We start from the raw sequence: 6,034 nt of genomic DNA, 5'->3' as shown, positions 1-6,034 counted from the left end.
GCCTTGCCTATCCCCTGTTGCGTGTCTCAGGGTTTTGCCGTTTTCAGACGACCCCGAACAAAAAACGGAGAACACCATGCTATTCAACAAGAAAAATTCCCGCGCCATAGCAGACGCAGCCGAACAGGCACAAGTACACGGACGCAGCCTGTGGCAGGACGCATGGCGGCGTTTCAGCAACAACAAAGCCGCCCTGTGCAGCATCTTCATCCTTGCCGCCATCACCCTCTTCGTTGTCGCCGCCCCCTGGATCAGCGCCTACACCTACGACTACACCGACTGGGACAACATGCAAATCCCGCCTTCCTTCGCCACCCGCCACTACTTCGGCACCGACCTGCTCGGACGCGACCTCCTCACCCGTGCCGCTGCCGGCGGACGCATTTCCCTGCTCATCGGCATCGCAGGCGCACTCGTCGCCGTCGTCATCGGCACACTCTACGGCGCACTCGCAGGCTTTTTCGGCGGCAAACTCGACTCCGTCATGATGCGCCTGCTCGAAATCCTCAACGCCTTCCCCTTCATGTTTTTCGTCATCCTCCTCACCACCTTCTTCGGGCGCAACCTCTTCCTCATCTTCGTCGCCATCGGACTCGTCTCATGGCTGGACGTCGCCCGCATCGTCCGCGGACAAACCCTCAGCCTCAGACACAAAGAATTCGTCGAAGCCGCCCGCATCACAGGCGTATCCCGCCGCCGCATCGTTACCCGCCACATCATCCCCAACGTACTCGGCGTCGTCATGGTTTACGCCTCCCTGCTCGTACCCGGCATGATCATGTTCGAATCCTTCCTCAGCTTCCTCGGATTGGGCGTACAAGAACCCCAGACCAGTTGGGGTTCCATGCTCCAAGAGGGCGCAGCCTCCATGGAAGCCGCCCCGTGGCAGCTCCTCGTCCCCTGCTTCTTCCTCGTCGCCACCCTCTTCTGCTTCAACTTTATCGGCGACGGCCTGCGCGACGCACTCGACCCCAAAGACCGCTGACACACACCACGAGGACACACCCATGAACACCCCGTTACTCACCGTCGAAAACCTCAACATCCGCTTCCAACTCCACGAAAAAACCATCCACGCCGTGCGCAACATCAGCTTCAAAGTCGCCAAAGGCGAAACCCTCGCCCTCGTCGGCGAATCCGGTTCCGGCAAATCCGTTACCGCCATGTCCCTCATGCGCCTCCTGCCCGAAAACACCACCCGCTACGGACAAGACTCGCGTATCACCTTCGACGGCACATCCATCCTCGACGCAGACGAAAAAACCCTCCGCAGCCTGCGCGGCGGACGCATCAGCTTCATCTTCCAAGAGCCCATGACCTCGCTGAACCCCTTCATGAAAATCGGCACCCAGCTCATGGAAGCCCTGCGCGTCCACAACAAAACCATCACCCGCAAAACCGCCCGCGAACGCATCCTCGACCTCCTCAACCGCGTCGGCATCCGCGAAGCAGAACGTCGTCTGAAACAATACCCCCACGAATTCTCAGGCGGCCAGCTCCAGCGCATCATGATCGCCATGGCGCTGCTCAACGAGCCCGCCCTGCTCATCGCCGACGAACCCACCACCGCCCTCGACGTCACCATCCAGGCAGAAATCCTCGACCTCCTCCACGACCTCCAAAAACAAATGGGCATGGCGATAATCTTCATCACCCACGACCTCGGACTCGCCGAACACTACTCCGAAACCGTCTGCGTCATGAAAGACGGCGAAATCGTCGAGCGCGGCAAAATCAAACAAGTTTTCGCCAACCCCACCCACCCCTACACCGCCCAACTCATCCACTCCGTCCCCAAAGGCATGAAAGACCCCGTAGAAGGCAACCCGCCCGAGCTCATCCGTGCCGACGGCATCGACGTCCACTTCACCCTCAAACACAACTTCTTCGGCAAACCCCTCAAAACCTTCCACGCCGTCAAAAACATCAGTCTCGCCATCCGCCAAGGCGAAACCCTCGGCATCGTCGGCGAATCCGGTTCAGGCAAATCCACACTCGGCAAAGCCATCATGCAAATGCTCCCCTACCAAGGCAGCATACACTTCGACGGCAGCGACCTCGCCGCCCTCAGCCCCGAGCGAGCGCGCCAGCTCAAAGCCGAACGCCAAATCGTTTTCCAAGACCCCTACGGCTCACTCTCACCCCGCCTCACCGTCGGCGAAATCATAGGCGAAGGCCTCACCGTCCACCGCCCCGAAATGACCAAAGCCCAACGCACCGAACTCGTCCTCAAAGTCCTGGACGAAGTCTCCCTGCCCGCCGACGCCCTCAACCGCTACCCGCACGAATTCTCAGGCGGACAACGCCAACGCATCGCCATCGCCCGCGCCCTCATCCTGCGGCCCAAGTTCATCCTCCTCGACGAACCCACCTCCGCCCTCGACCGCTCCGTCCAAATCAAAGTCGTCGAACTGCTGCGCGGACTCCAAACCAAATACGGACTGACCTACATCTTCATCAGCCACGACCTCTCCGTCGTCCGCGCTGTCAGCGACAACGTCGCCGTCATGCAGCACGGAGAACTCGTCGAATACGGCAGCGCAGACCAAATCTTCCACCACCCGCAGAAGGACTACACCAAACGCCTCATCAACGCCGCCTTCGACCTCTGACCCAAGGTCGTCTGAAACCCAACGTAGCGTGGGCTTCGCCCACGAACCCCAAAAATACCAAAAGGTCGTCTGAAACTGAAAAATACAGTTTCAGACGACCTTTTCATGCTCCAAACAACCATTATCCGTGGGCAAAGCCCACGCTACCGCTCCCGCATTGCTAAACCAATTCCAATATTTCAAAAATATAACGAATGCAAACGCCCCCATATCTCCATTCTCCGCTGAAACCACACAACCCGTAGCGTGGGCTCCGCCCACGAACCCCACAAATACCAAAAGGTCGTCTGAAACTGAAAAATACAGTTTCAGACGACCTTTCATCCCCCTTCCCTCCCAAACCACCCATACAACATCTTTACCTCTTATCATCCGTTGTTTATCCTACCTGTCATTTTGACTTATATTCAGACTTTCATCATAAACCCATCCAAACCGTCATAGCTGACCGCTAATCCTACCCCGTTCTTTTACCTCTATTGAAACCGCCAACACCCAAGAACATTACCCAGCCAACAGCCGCAACCATGATAAACATGATGTTTATGCAAAAACTATTCGGAAAAAGACAAACCTGCTTTTACCATCTTATCCAGAGGAGTTAAAAAGTGTCGAAAGGTAAATATTTAATTTTTATCGCAGTTCTATTTCTGGCCTCATGTATCGTTTCTTTTAATGGTTATGAGCTGCAACCTAAAAATTATGTGATCAACAAAGAATTTGATGAAGTTGTATTTGATATGGATTTTATCAATACAAAACAGGAAATGATAAATAATTTAAGAAAAACAAATCTACACCACGCTAATTGCGAAAGCAGCGAAAGAGTATATCTTGTAAAGTTATTGGGTTTTGTTGATTCGGAATCTAGTGATATAAAAAATATCCGGAGTGATAATTTGACTGGAAGTGTACGATTATGCAGCAACGATGACCGATTTAATTGTGTACAGGAAAAATTTAAACAAAAAAGATATACATTCAAATGTATAGCTGTGTTCTATGAGGGAATGGATCGCGGTTATCGATCCAAGCCTTTTGTCATCGATTTTGATACACGGACGCTTAAAAAAGAGCTGTAAGCCTAGATTGGGCTGAGCCCAATATTTTTAGCGATTTGAAGGTGTCATTGAGCCTCGCCCAACCTACTTGTCCATTTACTTACCCTCTTTCTTAAAGGTTACATCATGAAATCTTTGATCATATCTATAATCCTGTTTTGTTCATCCGGCTTTTGCATCGCACAGGAAATTCAGTCTATTAAAAATGAAGATAAATCATGTGATGATCAGAATTACAAATTAAGCCTTTTCAAAACGAATGATGCGTTATTTTCGGCATCACACTGTATTACCATCCATAATGAAGAAATAGACGAAATCAATGGAATAGATGGAATAGAAGAAATAATCCATAACAGTATATTGGTTAATGGAAAAAAATATGAATTAAAAAGTTTTAGAAAGGAAAATAGTCCAAGTAGGAAAATCAACTTGGAAGCAGTAAGCGTGTATAAGGATAATCGCCATCCCCCATTGCTTATTACGCTATTTTCAGAGGAATTTTGTTGTTATCCTCAACCTGAGGGCAAAGATTATACGATTCATTTATATAAAATTTATAAAGGCGAAGAAAATAGTGAACTGCAACTTACATCTATAGATCATATTCTAGGTAAAAACGTTTCAGGATATGATGGTGGTACTGATGTAAAAACAAAATTTAAATTGAAAAATATCAGAGAAATAAAAAAATATTTAAATAAGAAGAAAGCTCTTCTTAATTAATGTATTGAGTAAGTACAGATTGAGTTGAAACCTGGAATTTATAGTGGATTAACTTTAAACCAGTACGGCATTGCCTCGCCTTGTCCTGATTTAAAGTTAATCCACTATATAAAGGTCATCTGAGACTTTTCAGACGACCTTCTTTTGAATTGGAATTAAAATAGGCAAATGGAATCATGTTTAAAAAATTTGCTTTAATAACCATTTTGTTAACTATAATTTTTTCTTATTTTTATTTTAGATATAGCGCATATTGCCATTATAAAGAAAAGACTTTACCTAGTTATCAAGTTCCTAGTGATGGAGACCAATGTGAAAGGTTTAGCGTAAGTGAAAATAAAAAAATTGTTGTTTGTCTGGATAGTATAGGAAATTTTTTAAGCATAGACGGCCTCAACTCCGGTATCTATTTATATGATGACCAAGGTAAATTGCTGTCTTTTTATTATCTCTATAATGAAGTTTGGCTAGGAATGCCATTAGACTTGAACTTAGATGAAGAAGGTATATTCGATTTAGGTCTATATGCTCAAGCAAAATCCTTTTCTATAAACCCATCTATTCTCCATAGGATAGAAGCAAAATTTATTGATAATTTATGCCATAAATAAAATTTTAATCTATATTATTTTATATAATTCAATTATTTAAAAGCCGGGTGGGAATCTGTCGGTATTTTTATCCTTAAATAATATTGTTTCAATCCCCAATTGAAGTAGTTTTAAAATAATAGGCAAAGTTTATGAAAAAGAAAAAAATAGTGAAATGGTTTGGTTTCTTTATATTGATATTTGGGTTGGTTGAGTATTGGCGAATAACGGGGATGGGAGAAGAGATAAAAAAATCTCTCTGTGAATTGCCAGATGCAAGAAAAAGGCATACTTATTTAGAAAGTAAAAATAAGTTATAGATTATGAATAAAAAAATTTTAATGGTTTTATGTATCTTTTTATTATGTTATTTTTATAAAAATCTCCACCCTAAGGTAACATATTTTTACTATAATGAAGGTAAGCGCACTAGTATCACCTTAATTAGGAGTGATGGTAGTAAGGAATACTTGCGTCCTTTTTTTACTAATAATGTAACTTTTTATTTTCCATTCGATTGGTCATCTGAGCCAGATGGTATTATTTTAATATCAAAACATGAAACAACTATCTTTTTAAAAGAAGATATAACCTTTTGTACCATGGAAATTTACCTGGATGAAAATCAGAAAATTTCCGATGTTAAACAATATGATGGACTTTGTATTAAACCGTAGATATTCAATATTTGTAAAGTGTATTGAAAGACGAATTTTTCGGTACGGTTGCTGGCTGCACATTAGCTGCTGCCATCAGAAAATACCGCATGCCTGGAAATAAATTGATTATAGAAAGTGTTTATCTCTATATCCGAGATACATTTGATTTTCTTAACGATAATGGCGGAGATCAATATCTAGGGCATTGGAATCATACAGGATTTGATGTGTTTTATAGCCATCAGCTTTCAGATAAGAAAAATGAGATTATAGCAGCCTCAGCCTATATAGCAGCCCCCCTTCTCTTTTCGATTCTAAGCCGGAAGACCGTTTCTACCCTGTTAGGAACAGCCATTTCAACAAATGGCGAAATTTAAACAGACTAG

The 6,034-nt window shown here is 45.2% G+C and carries 9 protein-coding genes; 8 read left to right on the top strand and 1 reads right to left on the bottom strand.

Annotated features, from left to right (window positions below; genetic code table 11):
- Positions 1-76: 76 nt before the first annotated feature.
- Both oppC and HMPREF1028_RS09980 read left to right on the top strand, forming a co-directional pair.
- Positions 77-985: an oligopeptide ABC transporter permease OppC gene (gene oppC / locus HMPREF1028_RS09985; protein ID WP_009312657.1), complete on the top strand. Its 909-nt coding sequence runs from the start codon at positions 77-79 to the stop codon at positions 983-985.
- 22 nt (positions 986-1,007) lie between these two features.
- Positions 1,008-2,612 (top strand): ABC transporter ATP-binding protein, encoded by a 1,605-nt coding sequence (locus HMPREF1028_RS09980; RefSeq protein ID WP_009312656.1) that lies wholly within the window; start codon positions 1,008-1,010, stop codon positions 2,610-2,612.
- 90 nt (positions 2,613-2,702) lie between these two features.
- Here HMPREF1028_RS09980 and HMPREF1028_RS09975 read toward each other — a convergent pair whose 3' ends face one another.
- Positions 2,703-2,936: a hypothetical protein gene (locus HMPREF1028_RS09975; protein ID WP_156798140.1), complete on the bottom strand. Its 234-nt coding sequence runs from the start codon at positions 2,934-2,936 to the stop codon at positions 2,703-2,705.
- Between the two features lie 284 nt (positions 2,937-3,220).
- Between HMPREF1028_RS09975 and HMPREF1028_RS09970 the strand changes: the two genes are divergently transcribed.
- From HMPREF1028_RS09970 to HMPREF1028_RS09950, 6 genes are all read left to right on the top strand, one after another.
- Complete coding sequence (locus HMPREF1028_RS09970) at positions 3,221-3,694, top strand: hypothetical protein (RefSeq protein WP_009312654.1); 474 nt, start codon at positions 3,221-3,223, stop codon at positions 3,692-3,694.
- A 105-nt stretch (positions 3,695-3,799) separates the two neighbouring features.
- On the top strand, positions 3,800-4,399 hold the full coding sequence (locus tag HMPREF1028_RS09965; RefSeq protein ID WP_009312653.1) for a hypothetical protein: 600 nt from the start codon (positions 3,800-3,802) through the stop codon (positions 4,397-4,399).
- Between the two features lie 176 nt (positions 4,400-4,575).
- Entirely contained in the window at positions 4,576-5,010 is a 435-nt protein-coding gene (locus HMPREF1028_RS09960) for a hypothetical protein (RefSeq protein WP_009312652.1), read from the top strand.
- Between the two features lie 131 nt (positions 5,011-5,141).
- Positions 5,142-5,309 carry a hypothetical protein gene (locus HMPREF1028_RS14830; RefSeq protein ID WP_156798138.1) on the top strand — a complete coding sequence of 56 codons (168 nt, stop codon included), beginning with the start codon at positions 5,142-5,144 and terminating at the stop codon, positions 5,307-5,309.
- Between the two features lie 3 nt (positions 5,310-5,312).
- A complete protein-coding gene (locus HMPREF1028_RS09955) occupies positions 5,313-5,666 on the top strand; it encodes a hypothetical protein (protein WP_009312651.1) in 354 nt (117 codons plus the stop codon).
- 23 nt (positions 5,667-5,689) lie between these two features.
- Positions 5,690-6,025 (top strand): DUF6402 family protein, encoded by a 336-nt coding sequence (locus HMPREF1028_RS09950; protein ID WP_156798136.1) that lies wholly within the window; start codon positions 5,690-5,692, stop codon positions 6,023-6,025.
- Positions 6,026-6,034 lie beyond the last annotated feature (9 nt).

The organism is Neisseria sp. GT4A_CT1 (assembly GCF_000227275.1).
Classification (GTDB): Bacteria; Pseudomonadota; Gammaproteobacteria; order Burkholderiales; family Neisseriaceae; genus Neisseria.
This window is presented reverse-complemented; position numbering and strand designations above follow the sequence as displayed.

Excerpts from the sequence above, each read along its gene's own strand:
- oppC (WP_009312657.1), top strand. The coding sequence starts at position 77 with ATGCTATTCAACAAGAAAAATTCCCGCGCCATAGCAGACGCAGCCGAA.
- HMPREF1028_RS09980 (WP_009312656.1), top strand. The coding sequence starts at position 1,008 with ATGAACACCCCGTTACTCACCGTCGAAAACCTCAACATCCGCTTCCAA.
- HMPREF1028_RS09975 (WP_156798140.1), bottom strand. The coding sequence starts at position 2,936 with ATGAAAGGTCGTCTGAAACTGTATTTTTCAGTTTCAGACGACCTTTTG.
- HMPREF1028_RS09965 (WP_009312653.1), top strand. The coding sequence starts at position 3,800 with ATGAAATCTTTGATCATATCTATAATCCTGTTTTGTTCATCCGGCTTT.
- HMPREF1028_RS09960 (WP_009312652.1), top strand. The coding sequence starts at position 4,576 with ATGTTTAAAAAATTTGCTTTAATAACCATTTTGTTAACTATAATTTTT.
- HMPREF1028_RS14830 (WP_156798138.1), top strand. The coding sequence starts at position 5,142 with ATGAAAAAGAAAAAAATAGTGAAATGGTTTGGTTTCTTTATATTGATA.
- HMPREF1028_RS09955 (WP_009312651.1), top strand. The coding sequence starts at position 5,313 with ATGAATAAAAAAATTTTAATGGTTTTATGTATCTTTTTATTATGTTAT.